This is a genomic window from Azovibrio sp. (genome assembly GCF_049658005.1).
GTDB lineage: Bacteria > Pseudomonadota > Gammaproteobacteria > Burkholderiales > Rhodocyclaceae > Azovibrio.
Map to the genome: position 1 here is coordinate 17,876 of NZ_JBASOH010000064.1, position 17,245 is coordinate 35,120.

The following is a 17,245-nucleotide window of genomic DNA, read 5'->3' on the forward strand; positions in this document are numbered from 1 at the left end:
GACTTGATTAAAATCAATAAAAATAAGTAGATAGATTCAAAACTTAGCGCCAGTTCTAGGAATGGAGGAGGCCAGCCTCATGCCCGCCTTCAGCCTCAGCGGAGGGCGGCATCCACCACCGTTAACGCCGTCATGTTGACGATGCGGCGCACGGTGGCGGTGGGCGTCAGGACATGAGCCGGTTTGGCGGCCCCGAGCAGCACCGGACCGACCGTGAGATTATCCCCGGCCGCAGTCTTGAGCAGGTTGAAGGAGATGTTGGCGGCATCGAGCGTCGGCATCACCAGCAGATTGGCGACGCCCTTGAGGCGGGAATTGGGGAAGGCGGCCAGCCGGATCTGCTCATCCAGGGCTGCATCGCCGTGCATTTCGCCTTCCACTTCCAGATCCGGCGCCCGCTCGGTCAGCAGCGCCAGCACCTGACGCATCTTGATGGAGGTGGGCGTATCTTCGCTGCCAAAGGTGGAGTGGGACAGTAGCGCCACCTTCGGCACGATGCCGAACTTGCGGATTTCCTCGCAGGCCAGCAGGGTCATGTCGGCCAGTTGCTCCGCCGTGGGGTCGTAATTCACATAGGTGTCGGCGATGAACACCGTGCGGCCCGGCAGCAGCAGCATGTTCATGCTGGCGCAGTTTTTCACTCCGGGCGCCATACCGATGATGTTGCGCACATATTCCCGGTGCAGGTCATGGCGTCCGAAAGTGCCGCAGATCAAACCGTCGGCGTGCCCCAGGCGCACCATCAGGGCGCCATACAGGGTGGCGCGGCGCCGCACTTCCCGGCGGGCGTAATCGGGAGAAACGCCCTTGCGCTCCATCAGGCCATGGTAAGCCTGCCAGAAAGCCTCGAAATGCGTCTGGAAGAAAGCGGATTCGGGGTGCACCACCTGGTAATCCCGGCCCTCCTGGATGCGCAGGCCCGCCACTTTGATCTTGCGACTGATTTCACCGGGACGACCGATCAGGATCGGCATGGCAATCCCTTCGTCCCGCACCACCTGGACCGCCCGCAGCACCCGCTCTTCTTCACCCTCGGCAAAGACGATGCGCTTGGGCGCCTGCTTGGCCTGGGCAAACACCGGCTTCATGATCAGGCCGGAGTGGTAGACGAATTCGTTGAGGCTCTGCAGGTAGGCGCCCCAATCGGTGATGGGGCGCGTCGCCACGCCGGAATCCATGGCGGCCCGGGCCACGGCCGGGGCAATCTTGACGATCAGGCGGGGATCGAAGGGATTGGGAATCAGGTATTCGGGACCAAAGGGGCTGATCTTGCCGCCGTAGGCGGCCGCCACGGCTTCGGATTGTTCGACCCGGGCCAGCTCGGCAATGGCCTTCACCGCCGCCAGCTTCATTTCTTCAGTGATGGTGGTGGCGCCCACATCCAGGGCACCCCGGAAGATGAAGGGGAAGCACAGGACATTGTTGACCTGGTTCGGGTAGTCGGAACGACCCGTGGCGATGATGGCGTCGTCGCGCACCGCCTTCACGTCTTCCGGCAGGATTTCGGGATTGGGATTGGCCAGCGCCATCACCATCGGCCGTGCCGCCATTTTGGCGACCATTTCCTTCTTCAGTACGCCCCCGGCGGAAAGGCCCAGGAACACGTCGGCCCCCTCGATGACCTCGCCCAGGGTGCGGGCGTCGGTTTGCTTGGCGTAGCGGGCCTTGATCTCGTCCATCTCTTCGACGCGGCCTTCATAGACCACGCCCTTGATGTCGGTCACCCAGATGTTTTCCACGGGAATACCGAGCATCACCAGCAGGTCGAGACAGGCCAGGGCGGCAGCGCCAGCCCCGGAAGTCACCAGCTTGATCTGCTTCAGGTCCTTGCCCAGATAGGTGAGGCCATTGAGGATGGCGGCGCCGACCACGATGGCGGTACCGTGCTGGTCGTCGTGAAAGACGGGGATCTTCATCCGCTGGCGCAGCTTCTTCTCGATATAGAAGCACTCGGGGGCCTTGATGTCTTCCAGGTTGATGCCGCCGAAGGTGGGCTCCAGGGCCGCCACCATGTCGATCAGCTTGTCCGGGTCCCGCTCGGCGATTTCCAGGTCGAAGACATCGATGTTGGCAAACTTCTTGAACAGCACCCCCTTGCCTTCCATCACCGGCTTGGCGGCCAGGGGGCCGATGTTGCCGAGGCCCAGCACGGCGGTGCCGTTGGTGATGACCCCCACCAGATTGGCTCGGGCGGTCAGCGTCGAAACTTCGGCGGGATCGGCAACGATCTCTTCGCAGGCTGCCGCCACCCCCGGCGAATAGGCCATGGCAAGGTCATACTGATTGGTGAGCTGCTTGGTCGGCAAAACCGCGATCTTCCCCGGCCGGGGATGGCGGTGATAATAGAGGGCGGCATTACGCAACTGTTGCTTGTCCATGGCTTTATCTCGCATCATGCAATATGGTTTTGATTAGCGGGATGATTCTAGCACGCGACGCCATTCTGGCGCCCCCCCCTGGAACCCTCTTGCACCACCATGACCGAAGGATTGAGTTTATATTTCAAAGCCGTTATGGCAAGATTACGAGCTTTCCTGCCGGCGGTCGACTGGACCTCCAAGAAAGCCCGGCACCCGGTGCGGAGAACGGTTCGGACCCACCCTTCACCCCATGAAGAGGGCCCACTTTCCTGCTGAAAATGATCTTGAAGAGAGACTGCCATGACCGCACCGTTGAATGCTCCCGCCTACGTCAAAAACGAGCGCCTGAAACAATGGGTCGCCGAAATCGCTGAACTGACCCAACCCGACCGGATCCACTGGGCCGATGGCACCCAGGAAGAATATGACCGGCTGTGCGCCGAAATGGTCGAGGCCGGCACCCTGATCAAGCTGAACCCGGAAAAGCGCCCCAACTCCTACCTGGCCTTCTCCGACCCTTCCGACGTGGCCCGGGTCGAGGACCGCACCTTCATCTGTTCCGAAAAGAAGGAAGACGCCGGCCCGACCAATAACTGGGAAGAGCCCGCCAAGATGCGCGCAACCCTGAATGGCCTCTTCAAGGGCTGCATGCAGGGCCGCACCCTCTATGTCATCCCCTTCTCCATGGGCCCGCTGGGTTCCCCCATCGCCCACATCGGCGTGGAGCTCACCGATTCCCCCTATGTGGTGGCGAATATGCGCATCATGACCCGCATGGGCAAGGCCGTCCATGACGTGCTGGGCGCCGAGGGCGAGTTCGTACCCTGCGTGCACTCCGTGGGCGCCCCGCTGAAGCCGGGCCAGGCGGATGCAAAGTGGCCCTGCAATCCCACCACCAAGTACATCGTCCATTTCCCCGAAACCCGCGAGATCTGGTCCTATGGCTCCGGCTACGGCGGCAACGCCCTGCTCGGCAAGAAGTGCTTTGCCCTGCGCATCGCCTCCACCATGGCCCGCGACCAGGGCTGGCTGGCCGAGCACATGCTGATTCTCGGGGTGGAATCCCCCGAAGGCGAGAAGACCTATGTCGCCGCCGCCTTCCCCTCCGCCTGCGGCAAGACCAACTTCGCCATGCTGATCCCGCCCAAGTCCTTCAACGGCTGGAAGATCACCACCATCGGCGACGACATCGCCTGGATCAAGCCGCGCGTCGACAAGGACGGCGTCACCCGCTTCTACGCCATCAATCCGGAAGCCGGCTTCTTCGGCGTGGCGCCGGGCACCAGCGAAAAGACCAACTACAACGCGCTCGCCACCTTGAAGGAAAACATCATCTTCACCAACGTCGCCCTCACCGATGACGGCGACGTGTGGTGGGAAGGCATGACCAAGGAAGCGCCGGCCCACCTGATCGACTGGCAGGGCAAGGACTGGACCCCGGAAGACGGCAAGAAGGGGCGCAAGGCCGCCCATCCCAACTCCCGCTTCACCGCCCCGGCAAGCCAGTGCCCCTCCATCGACCCGGCCTGGGAAGATCCCGAGGGCGTGCCCATTTCCGCCTTCATCTTCGGCGGCCGGCGCGCCACCACCGTGCCGCTGGTGTACCAGGCCTTCAACTGGAACTACGGCGTCTATATGGCCGCCACCCTGGGCTCGGAAACCACCGCCGCCGCCTTCGGCGCCCAGGGCGTGGTGCGCCGCGACCCCTTTGCCATGCTGCCGTTCTGCGGCTACCACATGGGCGACTACTTCAACCACTGGCTGAAGATGGGCCACGTCGTGGATGCCACCCCCAAGATCTTCTGCGTGAACTGGTTTCGCATGAGCGAAAAAGGCGAATTCATGTGGCCCGGCTTCGGTGACAACATGCGCGTCCTGAAGTGGATCGTGGAACGCTGCAAGGGCCGCGTCGGCGCCAAGGAAACCACCCTGGGCTGGATGCCGCGCTTCGAAGACATCGACTGGACCGGCACCGACATCACCCAGGAAGCCTTCGATGCCCTGACCCAGGTCGATGCCGATGCCTGGCGGAATGAACTGGAACTGCACAAGGAATGGTTCGACAAGCTGGGCGAGAAGCTGCCCAGGGAACTGACCTTGAAGCGCGAGCTGTTCGAGCTGGGCCTGTTCAAGAACGCGGCCTGATCTTTCCTTGCTTCGGAACGAACGGCCGCCTGCGGGTGGCCGTTTTTTTCGCCACATTCCGCCCTGGCGAAAGCAAAACGAAGCGCTTTGGCCGCCCGGCCTCTTCGCGCCTTGAAGACTGAACCCGGCCGCTTGGGGCCGCCTCCCTACCCTGAGCCCCCTGAAAGTCGGGTGCCTTTGGCGCCAGTCGACAGGTCGCGATTTGGCCCGGCCGTGACCTGGGCCGGCAGGGCCATGGCGGGAAAGCGCCGGGCCAGCTCCCGCCAGTCGAAATGGGGGCCGGGATCGGTCTTGCGGCCGGGCGCCACATGCTCATGGCCGGCCATGGCGGTAATGGGACAGGCCTCACAGATGGCGTCCAGCAGGGGCCAGAGGGCGAGGTATTGCTGCGGTGCAAAGGGCTGGCGGTCACAGCCTTCCAGCTCGATCCCGATAGAGTAGTCATTGCAGTTGCCCCGCCCCTGCCAGGCCGACAAACCCGCATGCCAGGCCCGCGCCGCCGCACTGACGAACTGCACCACCTCGCCATCCCGGCGGACGAAGAAATGGGCCGATACCCGTACCCCGGCGAGGGTCTCGAAATAAGGATGGCCGGCCGGGTCGAGGCGATTGGTGAAGAACTGCTCCACATAGGCTCCGCCAAACGTCTCCGGGGGCAGGCTGATGCTGTGCAGGAGCACCAGGGAGACCTGGCTGCCCGCGGGCCGGGGGCCGAAGTTGGGGCTCTCCACCCGGCGCGCCCCGGACCACCAGCCATCCTGCCAGCCCGGCATCTTCAGGACTCCATGCCGAGCCGGTCGAGGCGGTAGCGCAGCGAGCGAAAGGAAATGCCCAGCACCCGGGCGGCGGCCGTGCGGTTGCCACCGGTCTGCTCCAGGACTTCCTGGATGGCCTGGCGCTCGACCCGGTTCAGATAATCCTCCAGCGTTTCCCCGGCCCGGCCGGTGCGGGCCTCGGCCAGGGACTCAGCCCCTAGTTGCAGATCCTCCGCCTCGATGGCCGCACCCGAACACAGCGCCGTGGCCCGCTCCAGAATGTTTTCCAGCTCGCGCACGTTGCCAGGGAAGGGATAGTCCTTCAGGGCCGCCCAGGCCGCCGCCGTCAGTTCGGGCGGATGAGCCCCGCACAGGCGCCCGAGAATCGCGCTCACCAGGATGGGTATGTCTTCCCGCCGCTCCCGCAAGGGGGGAATGCGCAATTCGATGACATTGAGCCGGTAGTAGAGATCCTGGCGGAAACAGCCCTGCTCCACGCACTCGCGCAGGTTCTTGTGGGTGGCGCAGATGATGCGTACATCCACGGCCTCTTCCGCCGTGCTGCCGACCTTGCGCACCTTCTTTTCCTGAATGGCCCGCAGCAGCTTCACCTGCATCGGCAGGGGCAGGTCCGCCACCTCGTCGAGAAACAAGGTGCCACCCTGGGCGGCCTGAAAGAAGCCTTCCCGATCGCTGTCGGCGCCGGTAAAGGCGCCCTTGCGATAACCGAAGAACTCGCTTTCCATCAGGTTTTCGGGAATGGCGCCGCAATTGACCGGGACGAAGGGCGCCGCCGCCCGGGCACTACGGGCATGGACCTGGCGCGCGGCCAGTTCCTTGCCGCTGCCGGACTCCCCGGAGATATAAATAGGGGCCTGGCTGCGGGCCATCTTCTCGATCAGGGCGCTCACCTGCAGCATGGCGGCGGATTCCCCCACCACCAACGGCCCCTGTTCCACCGGAGCTTCTCCCGGCAGACGCAGGGCCGACTTCACCAGGGTGCGCAACTGTTCCAGGCTGACCGGCTTGGCCAGGTAATCGAAAGCTCCTGCCTTCAGGGCCGCCACCGCATTTTCGGCGCTGCCGTAGGCGGTAATCACGGCCACCGGCGTGTCGCTGCCGGATTCATTCAGGTGCCGCACGATCTGCAGGCCATCGCCATCGGGCAGGCGCATGTCCGTCAGGCAGAGCTGGTAACGGTTGGCCCCCAGGAGTTCCAGGGCATCCCCCACCGTTCCGGCGCAATCCGCCGCCAGCCCCATCCGGGACAAGGTGAGGTCGATCAACTCGCGGATATCCGCCTCGTCGTCCACCACCAGAACGCGGTTCAACGCCCCTCGGGCTCGTCTTTCATTCCCTGCTGCTGACACGGCTCGCTTCTTCCTTTCAAGACAAAGTGCCCACCGGGGCCTTCCGACCCCAGGGACAGGCGGGCGCCATTGGCTTCACAGAGTTCCCGGGCGATGTGCAGGCCCAGGCCGGTGCCTCGGGAAGCGGTGGTAAAGAAGGGTTCGAAAATCTGTTCCCGCAGCTCCCGGGCAATGCCCGGACCATCATCCATGACATGCAATTCTACGCCACTCCCCATCCGCCTCGCCTCCAGCCGCACCGCCCCTGGATCGCGGCTGGAATGGCGCAGGGCATTGCCCACCAGATTCCAGAGCACCTGATGCAACTGCCCCGGCTCAAAACAGAGAACCGCCTCCTCCGGCACCTGCAGGCCGATGAGCGACGCCTCCAGATGCTCCTGGGCCAGGACTTCCTGGACGAAGTCTTCCAGATAGCTTTTCAGAGGAATGCGCTCCTGGGCCACCGCCCTTTGCCGGCCCAGCACCAGCACATCCTGGATGACCCGGTCCAGGCGCTGGGTGTTGTCGCGGATGATGCGCAGCAGGCGCTCCTGGATGGCTCCCCTGGACTCCTCCTCCGCCAGCAGGTCCCCGGCATGGCTGATGGCCGAGAGGGGATTGCGGATCTCATGCGCAATGCTGGCCGTCAACCGGCCCAGAGAGGCCAGTTTCAACTGCAGCGCCTGTTCGCGCAGCTTGCCCAGGTCTTCCAGAAACACCAGGGCGGCTCCGTCGGTGCTCTGCGTTCGCACAAAACGGGCGGCCAGCTCCTTACCCTCCGGCCTCGCCAGCTCCACCCGCTTCGGCCCCTGCCCGGCCCGCCAGGCCCGGTAACCCCTGGCCAGATCAGGCTCGATGCTGGCCAGGACGCCGCCCTCGCCAGCCGCCTGACCGAGAATCGCCTGGGCCCGGGGGTTCGATTGCAGGATGCGCCCTTCCATATCCACGACCAGCACCCCGTCCTGCATGCGCTCCATGACCCGACGGCTGATGCGCATCTGGTTTTCCAGCTCGATCCCCCTGCGCCGAGCCAGCTCCTCATTGGTCGCCAGACGCCGCCCCAGCAGGTGGGCAGAAATCGCCGTCGCAAAAAAACCCATGGACAAAAAGCCCGCCTGCACGATCCGGGCTGCATCGATATTGCGGGCCAGCCCCCCCAGCAATTCCATGCACAGCAAGGACAAGGTCGCCAGCGCCGCATAAAACAAGGCCAGCCGACCCCGGGCCACCAGGCTCGCCCCCGCCACCGATACCAGCAGCACCAGCCCCAGGCCGCTCTTCAAACCTCCCAGGATGAACATCAACAGATTCATCCCGATCACATCCAGAAGCACCTGTCCTGTCAGCTGGGCATGAAAACGCTCCTTCCAGCGCAGCGAAACCGCCAGCCCCAAGCCCACCAGCAAGGTATAAGCACTGCCCGACAGATAAACCAGCTGCCGCGCCTCTGCATCGAGCTCGATCAGATCGAACCAGCTGGTAAAGGGCATGAAAACCAGCAGCAAGGCCAGCAGCAGGCGGTAAGCATTGAAAAGCTGAAAGGACCGCCAGGAGGGCGTCCACGGGGTTTCCAGCCGTTTCACTTCTGGCGTCCGGAAACCGGCCCCAAAGCCCGATGCGCCGCACAGCAAAATCGCAGCCCCTCATCGTCCGTGACCATCTCCCCCAGCGGCACATATACACCGCAATGGGCACAGGCTGCCATCGTTTCAGCTGGAGCCTGGTACTCAACCCGCCCCCGGCTCTCCGCTTTGCGTTTCCACTGACGCAAGTACCACCAGAGGCCAACACAAAGGACGATCAACAACAGATATTTCATGAAAACGACACCCCGAGGATGAAAGTTCAACGCCAGGTAGCGATGGTATTACAGGGCTTGCTGCAGAGCCACGAGGGGTTTCGGGCAAGCCGGCGATGGCACCTGGAGTACCGCCTGGCAATCAGGCGAAATTGAGAGCGGGCGGATGGTCAGGGTTCTGCCCCATGGTTCAGCCCCATGGTTCAGACCCCGGGCTGCAAGGTGATGGCAACTTCCCGGTGTTCCTCCCCCCGGCGCACCGTGAGGCGCACCGTATCGCCCACCCGGTAATCGTCCAGGCGGGCAAGCAACTGGGAAAGACCATGTACCGCCTTGCCCTCGACGGCGACGATGACATCCCCAGGCTCGATGCCGGCCGGCCCGACCAGGATGCCGCGCAGCCCGGCTTTTTCAGCCGCCGATCCTGGCGCCACGCGCAAGACGAAAACGCCCTCGATGCCGGTCGTGGCGACCAGGCGCTCATTGAGCCGCTCGTCCGCCTCGATCCCGAGCGCCGGGCGGATGTAACGTCCGGTCTTGATGAGCTCGGGCACGACGCGCATGACGGTATCCACCGGCACTGCGAAACCGATGCCGGCAAAGGCGCCCGAGGGGCTGTAGATGGCCGTGTTGATACCGATCAGCCGCCCGGAGGAATCGAGCAGCGGCCCGCCGGAATTGCCGGGATTGATGGCGGCATCGGTCTGGATCAAGTGCTCGATGACCGGGCCGCCCCGGTCCCCGGCGAGCGAGCGGTCGAGCGCCGAGACGATACCGTTGGTCAGCGTCCAGTCCAGACCGAAGGGGTTGCCGATGGCAAACACCTTTTGCCCGACTTTGAGATCGGCACTGGTGCCGATGGGCACCGGCGGCGGCCGCTTGAAGCCGACCCCGATGCGCAGCACGGCGATGTCATGGGCGGGCGAGGCGCCCACCAGGGCGGCCTGATAGTCGCGCCCGTCGGCCAGCTTGACCGTGGCCTGGGAGGCCCCCTCGATGACATGGAAATTGGTGACCACATGCCCGGCATCGTCCCAGACGAAGCCCGAGCCGGTCCCGCGCGGAATGGTGAATATATTGCGCGTCCAGGGATCGCGGACCATCTGCGTCGTGGAGATGAACACCACCGAATCGCGCGACTTCTCGAACAGTTCGATGGTGGCCTTCTCGTCCGCCGCCAGATCGCCCCGGGCGGTCACGGTGCGCGGCGTGCCTGCCTCTGGCGCGAACCACGACTCGAAGACCGGCAGCAAATGCCACAGCACCATCAACGCCGCGAGGCAGGCGGTGATGAACAGCCAGCGGCTGAAAAAAGACCTTGCAAACTGGCTACGGTAGGGATCATCGGGGCGCATGGGCAGGCTCCTGGAAATGTTTCATCGCCAATATCCCCCGACATGCCAGCGCGGCTCATGCGGTGGCGGGTCTGCACACGAGCTGAGCGGGAATGGCGTCTCGAAGGACGACAGGGCTTGTTGCGCCGGTTCTAGCGCCATCAGCCGGGCGATACGATCTGCGGTGGCCGGGTGGGTGCGCAGCCACGATACTTCCGGCATGCCCCAGCCGGGCTGCAGGAAGGTCCGCCAGGAACGGCTCCAGCGTTCAATCTTCCCCAGTGCGAGCGCCAGTCCTTCCGGGTCCCCGGTGAGCGCGGCGGCCACTTGGTCGGCATCGAATTCGCGCACCCGCGACAGCCCCAGTTGCGCCAGCAGCGCGAAATATGGGGCAAGCGCCAGGAGCAGCAGCCCCCAGAGGTTGATCTCGGCTCCACCCAGCAGCACATAGGGCAAGGCCAGCAGCAGCGAGGCCTGTCCGACAAGGGAGAGCCAATGGGTCAGGCGGCAGATGGAATCGGCCAGCCCCATCACGCTCAGGTCGCCGTGCGCGATGTGCGCGACCTCATGCGCCAGGACGCCGGCCAGTTCGCGCGGCGACAGGGTGCGCAGCATGCCATCCGACACTCCGATGGCGGCGTGCTGCCGCGAACCGACGGCAAACGCATTGACGACCTGACTGGGCACGTAGTACAGGGATGGCACGCCGGGCAGGCCGGCGCGCACCGCCAGTTCCCCGACCAGCCGCCAAAGGTCGGGGGCTTCCTGCGGCGGGATCGGGCGGGCCTGGTACAGGCGCAGGGTGAGCCGCGCCGCCGCGGCCGGTTCGATCAGCAAGGCCAGCACGCCCGCCCCCAGCGCCAGCCACAAGCCCGTGTCACCGAAAATGAGCAAGCCCGAAAGCGTGCAGAGGGTGAGCAGGGCAAATATCAGCCAGAGCGTTTGCAGCCGGTTGATGAAGCGGTGCCGCCGCCAGCGCGCGGGATTGATGCGGGCCATTCAGGCAGCCCCATCAGGGCCGTCGGCGTGGGGTGAGCCGGATGTCGCGGGCGGCCCCGGTTCTGTTTCCGGCCAGGCCGGGGGGCGCTCTGCCCTCATGATTCTTGAGGGGGCAGGCAGCTACGCAGGCGCCGCACTTCCTCGGTCAGATCGGCGACCAGGGCTGCGAGGGCCGGGTCGGCATCGAATTGCTGCTCGACCCAGGCCATTTGCTGCGCCCGCCACAGGGTTGAACTGGAAAAACGGAGCTCGCCCTCGCGCCGTTCGGCGATCAGCAGTTCATCGAGCAGGCGCGCCTGCACCCAAGTCGTACTCACACAGCACAGCCGCGCCAGATCCTCGATACACAGCATCCCGTCCTCGATCAATTCGGGCGATGCCACAAAGTCTGCTTGCAAACGGTGGGTCATGGCTGAAAAACCTCCAGATATCGGTACGTCATGTCAGTGCGGGCGCGGATTGAAACCGGGATAGGCCTTGGCCAGGGCGGCCCAGGCCGCCTTTTGCTCATCCGTCACGGCGCTCGGAACCGCAATGTCCAGTTCCAGATACAAATCGCCCGGCGTGCGCCCCGGAATCCCCTTGCCGCGCAAACGCAGCTTGCGACCGAGCACCGACCCGGCAGGCACGGTCACCGTCACCGGTCCGGCTGGCGTGGCGACGGCGATATCCGCGCCCAGGGCCGCTTCCCAGGGTGTCACCACCACGCGCATGTGCACATCGCGCCCGCTCACCCGGTGTTTGCCGTCCTCCCGGATATGCACCTTGAGGAACAAATCGCCAGGCGCGCCGCCGCCGAAACCGGGCTGACCCTGGCCCGCCAGACGGATCAATTGACCTTGCGCCACGCCGGCGGGAATCTTGACGTTCAGGACTCTCTCCTCCGGCACCACCTGACCGGAGGCATCGGTCTTGAAACCCTGCAGTCTCAAGGTGCGTTCCGTGCCGGCATAGGCCTCGGCCAGATCGATACTGATCTCGGCGTGCTGATCTTCTCCGGCAAAGCCCGGTTCGCCCGCTCCCGGGGCCGATGAGCGGCGGCGGGCACCCGCACGGGCCGCCTGGCCGAACAAGGACTCGAAGAATTCGCTGTAGTCCTGCTCGAAGCCATGAGCATGATGGGTGCTCCGATGCCAGCCCGCACCGGCGCCCCCCGCCTGGGCGAAGCCCTGATTCCAGCCCGGCGGCGGGCGCACATCGTCCGCGCTGCGCGCGCCCTGCGCCCAGGCCTGGTGCCCGACGGCATCGTAGGCCTTGCGCTTTTCCGGATCGGAAAGCACCTCATTGGCCTCATTGATGGCGGCCATGCGCTTGCCGGCGTCCGGCTCCTTGCTCACATCGGGGTGATATTTGCGCGCCAGGCGGCGGTAGGCTTTCTTGATCTCGTCCTGGCTCGCATCACGCGCCACACCCAGCGTCGCGTAATAATCGGGAATCTGCATCATCGTCACCTGAAATCCTGAAAATTGCTCACCCGATTTTATATGGGAGTTGATTCCTGAATGAAAAGATTTGATCCGCGCGCTGCCAGCCGGCCCGGGCCATCCTCAGGGTCGAGGCTCGACGTTCTGCCAGCCGCCGCCCAGCGCCTTGTAGAGCGCAATCAGGTTCTGGAACTGGCTCTGGCGCAGGCTGATCACGTCAATCTCGGTCTGGTAGAGATTGCGCTCGGCATCGAGCTGTTCGATATAGGGCGAATAGCCGGCCTGATAGCGGTCTTGCGCGTAGCCCGCCGTGCGGGCCAGCACGGCGCGCCGGCGCCGGGCGCCATCGAGCTGCTCCTGCCAGCGCAAGGTGCCGGCAAAGGCGTTTTCGACTTCGCCAAACGCCGTCAGCACGGCGCTGCGGTAGGCGTAGGCGGCCTGGTCGCGCTGCGCGGTGGCGGCATCGTATTGCGCATCCAGGCGGCCGCCGTCGAACAGCGGCGCAAGCACGCTCGCCCCCAGGCTCCAGACCTTGATCGGATCGTAGTTGAGGGCATTGGTGTAGAGGCCGCCGAGGCTCGCGCTCAGTTGCACCGAGGGCAGATAGGCGGCGCGGCTGGCGCTCAGATTCGCGGCGGCGGCGGCCAGTTGCGCCGCGGCGGCGGCGAGATCGGGGCGGCGTTCGAGTAGTTCGGAGGGCAGCACGCCGGGCACGGGCGGCAGCACCAGGGCGTCGAAGGCGCGCGCTTGCGCCTCGTCTTCCGCTTGCGCGGCGGGCAGTTCGCCCGCCAGGAGCTGCAGGGCGTTGCGCTGCAGGCTGATCGCCAGCAGGAGCGCCGGGATTTGCTGGTGCACCGCCTCGTATTCGGCCTCGGCCTGGCCGAGTTGGAGCTGCGAGATATAGCCCCCCTGCTGCTGCGCTTGCGCCAGCAGCAGGGCTTGCCGGCGCAGTTCCGCGGTCTTGCGCGTCTGCGCCAGTTGCGCCTGGCGCGCCAGCAGGTCGATATAGGCTTGGGCGGTGGCAGCAGCAATCGACAAGTGCACGCCGTCGCGCTCGGCCTGGCTGGCCTGCAACTGCCAGGCGGCGGCGCTTTCCCGGTCGGCCAGCCGGCCCCAGAGATCGGCCTCCCAGGCGGCCTGCAGTTGCGGCTGGGCGCTTCTCGTGGTGGCGATGCCGGACGCAGCGAGGCTATGCGTTGCGCCGGGGGCCATGCCGGCGTTCAGGACCGGCCGCAGCGCGGCTTCGGCCGCCGCCAACTGGGCGCGGGCGGCGGCGACGCGGGTGGCGGCGATCTGGACATTGGCGTTACGTATCAGGGCGGCATCGACATAGCGGTTCAGCTCGGAATCGCCAAAGCCCTGCCACCAGCGCGCTTCGACCGTCACCTCGGCGGGAGGGGTCTCGGTGGGGGTAGTCTCGGTGGGGGTAGTCCATGCCGTGGGCGTCTCGATACGCGCCGCATCGGGCAAAAGGCGCAGCATCGGGGCGCAGGCCGAAAGCAAGAAGACGGCGCAAAGGGCAAGCCAAGGCAAGGCGCGCATTTACTGCTTTCCGTCCGCCCCGGTGTCGACCCGCGCCTCGACCGACATGCCGGGCCGCAGCCGCGCGGCCAGCGGCTGGCCGGGGTCGATGGCGATGCGCACCGGCAGGCGCTGCACTACCTTGGTGAAGTTGCCGGTGGCGTTGTCGGGCTTGATGACGCTGAATTCCGAGCCGGTCGCCGGCGCGATCTGCTCGACATGGCCGTGGATGACGGCGCCTTCGAGCGCATCGACGGCAAAGGTCACGGGCTGGCCGATCTGCATGTGCGCGGTTTGCGTCTCCTTGTAGTTGGCGACGACCCACATCTGCTCCGGCACGATGAACATCAGTTGCGAACCGGCCGTGACGTACTGCCCCAGGCGCACCGAGGCCTCGCTGATCTGGCCGTCGGTCGGGGCGCGGATGACGGTGTTGTCGAGATCGATCTGCGCCAGCCCGAGTTGCGCCTCGGCGGCATCGACCTCGGCCTTGAGGCCGGCGCGCGCAACCTGGGTGGATTTGATCGCTTCCTCGCCGATGTGGATGTCGGCCTCGGCCTTTTGCACATTGGCCTGCGCCAGTTCCGCCGTGGCGCGCACCTGATCGCGCTCGCGCAGCGAGACCGAACCCTTGGCGGCCAATTCCTCGACCCGGGCCAGATCGGCCCTGGCACGGCGCAGCTCGGCCTGCACCGCCACCAGGTTCGCCTTGCGCGCGCCCAGGTTGGCGCGGTTTTGCGCCTCCGTCTGGTCGGCATTGGCCAGCTGGGCGCGGGCGTTGTCGAGCCGGGCCCTGGCCTCTGCGACCTTGTCCTTGTAGATCCGCTCGTCGATGCTGAGCAGCACCTGGCCCTTGCGGACGTGGTCGAAGTCGCGCACCTCGACCGACTTCACATAGCCGCTGACCTGCGGCGCCAGCACCGTGACCTGGCCGCGCACATAGGCATTGTCGGTGACGGCGATGGCGGTCCTGAAGGGCGGCAGCTTCCATGCCCAGAGGATCAGCAGCACCCCCGCGGCGGCGATCAACAATGCCAGCAGCGTCGCCCTGGGCGAGGGGTGGATCAGTTTGGGAGTCGAGCGCGTCGGCGCCGGAGCGGAGGAAGAAGCAGGAGCACTCATGAATGACCGTCCAGTCAGGTGTGTATTTTTTTGTAAACGAAAGTACGGGTGATGATGGGATGCACCTTCGCCTGGTAATAGAGCCAGGCCTGGCGCAGCACCGCGTAGCCGAGAAAGCTGAAAGTCATCAAGCCGATCAGCAGGAAGACATCGTTATAGGCGCGCACGCCCGCCTCGCGCTTGACGATCTGCGCCAGTTGCGCGTTGCCGGCTTGCTTTTGCAGCGCCGGATCGGTGAGCACGCGGGCATAGGCCTGCTGCTGGCTTTGCAGGCGCTGCGCCACCTGGGCGCTGGAGGCGGGCATTTCGGCGGCAATCGCCTGCAGGTACAACTCGGTACGCTGGGCCTGATAGGTGCCGAGCAAGGCCGGCCCGAGCACGCCGCCCAGGCTTTGCGTGACGGAGAACAGCACGACAAAGGTGATGATATGGTCATAACCCTTGCTGATGGCCTGCACCATCCCCGAGATCAGGATCGGCCCGATGAACAGCGCAGCCGCCACCGACATCAGGAACTGGCTGAAGAAAAAGTCGTGCGGCCGCACCAGGCTGGTGGAATTCCAGTCAATCCAGCCGCCGACGCTGATCAGCGCGATCGAGATCAGGATCATCCACAGCACGCGCTCGCGGGCAAACAGCAGCGCGCTCAGCGTGGTGCCCAGCACCATGCCCACCAGAATCACGCCATAGAGCGGCTGCAGCTGATCGGACTGCATGCCCAACATGCGCAACAGACCGACGGCGCCATAACTCTGCTCGGACACCATGAAGCGCATCACCAGTGCGCCCAGGGCAAAGCCCAGCGTACTCGGGTGCAGCAGCCAGCGCAGCCGGATCAGCGGCGTCTGGCGCGACCATTCCACCACCGCCGCCAGCGCAAACAGCAGGAGCGAGCCCGCCAGGGCCCAGGCCAGCCAGGGCGTGTCGAACCACCAGACATTGACCCCCTGCACCAGCACCGCGCACAAGAGCGCAATCGCAGGGGCCACGAGCAAAAAGGTGACGAAATCGAGCCGTTCGAACACATGTACCTGCATCCCCACCGGCAGCTTGAAGAGCATCACCGCCGCCAGGCAGCATAAAGCCAGCCCGGCCTCGAAGGCATACAGCGACGGCCAGGGCGAGACATCCACCAGCCAGGGCGACAGCACCCAGGCCAGCGGCACGGCCATCGACGACAGGCTCATGCCGACGATGAAGGCCGAAAACACCTTCTGGCGCGGCAGGACCTGGATCATGTAGAGCGACCCGAGCGAGGTTGCCGCCGCCGCCGTGAGCCCGCTCGCGGCGCGTACCAGGAGCGAGATCTCGAAGGTGTGCACGAACACGTGCAGCACGGCGAGCGCCGCGTAGATACCCAGCCCCAGTTCGGCAAACAGCCTGAGGCCAAACTGCTGGCGGAATTTGAACACCAGCAGATTGGCCGTCATGTTGAACATGTAATAGACCGCCGGCAGCCATGCGGCCTCCACCGTCGTCAGGCCCAGCTGCCCCTGGATCGCCTGCAGATTGGCCACCACCAGCCCGTTGCCCAGGCCGCCGGTGAGGCCGACCAGGATCGCCACCAGGCAATAGGCCACGCGCCGCCGCACCGAGTGCTTCAGCTTGGCGGGCGAGCCGGGCAGGGTCGGATACTCCTCCGCCGACCATTGCGGCGGCGCGACGACGAAACGCGGCGCGGCTGACCCGCTCATGGCTTGAGCCCCTCGCAAATCAAGCACCAGGCGCGCTCGCTCAGCTGCAAGCGCTCGGCTACCGTGCTGCCGCGCCGCGCCGCGCCGAACATGCCCGCAATCAGCAGCAGATCGGCCGCCTGCAGATCGTCCCGGCAGCGTCCCGCCGCCACGGCCCGCGCCAGCAGCGGCGCGATCAGTTCAAGGAGGCGCCGGCGCAGTTCCAGCACCAGCGGGTCGTCCAGCGGCAGCGAACGCCAGTATTCCGAAAGCGGCACGGTGAGCACCGCCTCATGCGCCCACAGGCGCAAAAACTCGAACAGCGCCTCGTCGCCCTGCGCCTTTAGCGTGGCCTCGGCCTTGGCCGCCAGCCGGTCGATGATGTGGCAGAGCAGTTCGCGCAGCAGCGCCGGGCGGTCGGCGAAGTTGCGATACAGCGTCGCCCGGCTCACCCCGGCGCGCTCGGCCACCGCATCGAGGGCCACGGTCACGCCCTGTTCGGTGAACACGTGCAGCGCGGCATCGAGCAGTTGGCGGCGATGGGCCAGCCCGTCACAGCGGGGTTGGCGTTCTCTGGGGATCATGGCAGGCGACATCATTTTTTAAGTGGACAAAAGTGTACGGTAATTGCCCGCTGCAGACAAGCCTGAGCCTGGACGGAAGCACCGTCCTTGCCAAAGTCTCCATCGCCCCGCCTTCTTGCCTCGCCGGACCGCCGAGTGGCCCGCAGCCCTTGCCGCCTGGTATATAATCATTCGCTTATAA

Annotated in this window: 14 protein-coding genes; 1 reads left to right on the forward strand and 13 read right to left on the reverse strand. The window is 65.3% G+C overall.

The features are described from left to right. Nucleotides 1-95: 95 nt before the first annotated feature. Nucleotides 96-2,378 (reverse strand): NADP-dependent malic enzyme, encoded by a 2,283-nt coding sequence (locus WBH99_RS07025; RefSeq protein WP_424219430.1) that lies wholly within the window; start codon nucleotides 2,376-2,378, stop codon nucleotides 96-98. Nucleotides 2,379-2,660: 282 nt separating this feature from the next. Between WBH99_RS07025 and WBH99_RS07030 the strand changes: the two genes are divergently transcribed. After that, on the forward strand, nucleotides 2,661-4,505 hold the full coding sequence (locus tag WBH99_RS07030) for a phosphoenolpyruvate carboxykinase (GTP) (RefSeq protein ID WP_424219400.1): 1,845 nt from the start codon (nucleotides 2,661-2,663) through the stop codon (nucleotides 4,503-4,505). A gap of 146 nt (nucleotides 4,506-4,651) precedes the next feature. On the opposite strand, the gene ampD is transcribed toward WBH99_RS07030, so the two are convergent. The 12 genes from ampD to WBH99_RS07090 all read right to left on the reverse strand — a co-directional run bounded on the left by ampD (nucleotide 4,652) and on the right by WBH99_RS07090 (nucleotide 17,064). After that, nucleotides 4,652-5,278, reverse strand: coding sequence for a 1,6-anhydro-N-acetylmuramyl-L-alanine amidase AmpD (gene ampD / locus WBH99_RS07035; protein WP_424219401.1), 627 nt, complete (start codon nucleotides 5,276-5,278; stop codon nucleotides 4,652-4,654). A gap of 2 nt (nucleotides 5,279-5,280) precedes the next feature. Beyond that, on the reverse strand, nucleotides 5,281-6,630 hold the full coding sequence (locus WBH99_RS07040; protein ID WP_424219402.1) for a sigma-54-dependent transcriptional regulator: 1,350 nt from the start codon (nucleotides 6,628-6,630) through the stop codon (nucleotides 5,281-5,283). Continuing rightward, nucleotides 6,588-8,192: a sensor histidine kinase gene (locus WBH99_RS07045; protein ID WP_424219403.1), complete on the reverse strand. Its 1,605-nt coding sequence runs from the start codon at nucleotides 8,190-8,192 to the stop codon at nucleotides 6,588-6,590. Before WBH99_RS07045 ends, WBH99_RS07040 begins: the two co-directional genes overlap by 43 nt. Beyond that, nucleotides 8,189-8,428 carry a PP0621 family protein gene (locus WBH99_RS07050; RefSeq protein WP_424219404.1) on the reverse strand — a complete coding sequence of 80 codons (240 nt, stop codon included), beginning with the start codon at nucleotides 8,426-8,428 and terminating at the stop codon, nucleotides 8,189-8,191. The genes WBH99_RS07045 and WBH99_RS07050 overlap by 4 nt, the downstream gene beginning before the upstream one ends. 182 nt (nucleotides 8,429-8,610) lie before the next feature. Beyond that, a complete protein-coding gene (locus WBH99_RS07055; protein WP_424219405.1) occupies nucleotides 8,611-9,762 on the reverse strand; it encodes a S1C family serine protease in 1,152 nt (383 codons plus the stop codon). 21 nt (nucleotides 9,763-9,783) lie between these two features. After that, the gene (locus tag WBH99_RS07060) at nucleotides 9,784-10,740 is read right to left on the reverse strand and encodes a zinc metalloprotease HtpX (RefSeq protein ID WP_424219406.1); all 957 of its coding nucleotides are present in this window, start codon (nucleotides 10,738-10,740) and stop codon (nucleotides 9,784-9,786) included. Between the two features lie 95 nt (nucleotides 10,741-10,835). Next, a complete protein-coding gene (locus tag WBH99_RS07065; RefSeq protein WP_424219407.1) occupies nucleotides 10,836-11,150 on the reverse strand; it encodes a MerR family transcriptional regulator in 315 nt (104 codons plus the stop codon). A 33-nt stretch (nucleotides 11,151-11,183) separates the two neighbouring features. Then, nucleotides 11,184-12,185, reverse strand: coding sequence for a DnaJ C-terminal domain-containing protein (locus WBH99_RS07070; protein WP_424219431.1), 1,002 nt, complete (start codon nucleotides 12,183-12,185; stop codon nucleotides 11,184-11,186). Nucleotides 12,186-12,287: 102 nt separating this feature from the next. Then, nucleotides 12,288-13,706 (reverse strand): efflux transporter outer membrane subunit, encoded by a 1,419-nt coding sequence (locus tag WBH99_RS07075; protein WP_424219408.1) that lies wholly within the window; start codon nucleotides 13,704-13,706, stop codon nucleotides 12,288-12,290. Continuing rightward, a complete protein-coding gene (locus tag WBH99_RS07080) occupies nucleotides 13,707-14,807 on the reverse strand; it encodes an HlyD family secretion protein (RefSeq protein WP_424219409.1) in 1,101 nt (366 codons plus the stop codon). It lies immediately after the preceding gene. A 14-nt stretch (nucleotides 14,808-14,821) separates the two neighbouring features. Next, complete coding sequence (locus WBH99_RS07085) at nucleotides 14,822-16,501, reverse strand: hypothetical protein (protein ID WP_424219410.1); 1,680 nt, start codon at nucleotides 16,499-16,501, stop codon at nucleotides 14,822-14,824. Then, nucleotides 16,498-17,064, reverse strand: a complete 567-nt coding sequence (locus WBH99_RS07090; protein WP_424219411.1) for a TetR/AcrR family transcriptional regulator — start codon at nucleotides 17,062-17,064, stop codon at nucleotides 16,498-16,500. Before WBH99_RS07090 ends, WBH99_RS07085 begins: the two co-directional genes overlap by 4 nt. Between the last annotated feature and the right edge of the window lie 181 nt (nucleotides 17,065-17,245).